A 731-nucleotide genomic window follows, 5' to 3' on the forward strand; every position below is an offset into this window, starting at 1 on the left:
CCTGGCGCATGCTGCGCCGTTGCCGCCCCCGCCAGAGCCGGGAGTGGTGGCAGAATTGGCTGTAGCGGTAGGCCTTGTCGCCGTGGCGTTCCGTGTACTCGGCCCAGAGCAATTGCAAGGTAACGCCCTTGGTCTTGAGTTCCTGGTGGACCTGGAAGTAATCCGGCTCGGCAAAGCGTGAGGGCGGTGCCTTGACGGGGAACAGCCGTACTTCCAGCCAGGCCTCATCAGCATCCTCGGGCAACGGCCAAGTGATGCCCTTCGCCTGGGCCTGGCTGACGTACTTGCCGACCACGCCTTTGGAGAGACCACAGGCGCGGGCAATGCGGTCGTGGCTCAGGCCTACTTCGTGCTTGAGGCGCAAGACCTCGATGATCTGTCGCATGGAAATCCTCGCAGCCGTCATCCGCACTTCCTCGTGATGAAAAAGAAGGGTATGCCGAATAAAGTTAAAGAATTCCAGCGTGTTGGATGTGATTCCGGGGGAACGTGACCGATGATTCCGGCAACGTGACCGGCGATTCCGGAAAATTGCCCAAAATCGGTCACGATAAAACGGAATGCGCGGTCACCATCATCCAGAACAGACGGTCACGTTCAAACGGAATGGGCGGTCACGATAGGGCGGAATACGCAATGGCATGGGCATCGCGCAGCCAGTTTTCCAGATAGTGAGCTTCCATGGTGTCCTCTCCTTGTGTCACAAGCCTACTTGTTCGGGTCGATTTGCT

The 731-nt window shown here is 58.3% G+C and carries 1 pseudogene; it reads right to left on the minus strand.

Going from position 1 to position 731, the window contains the following annotated elements:
* Positions 1-385, minus strand: a pseudogene (locus Q5762_RS36875) (IS21 family transposase); the annotation flags it as partial.
* Positions 386-731 lie beyond the last annotated feature (346 nt).

It is taken from the genome of Streptomyces sp. P9(2023), assembly GCF_032436795.1.
Taxonomy (GTDB): Bacteria; Actinomycetota; Actinomycetes; order Streptomycetales; family Streptomycetaceae; genus Streptomyces.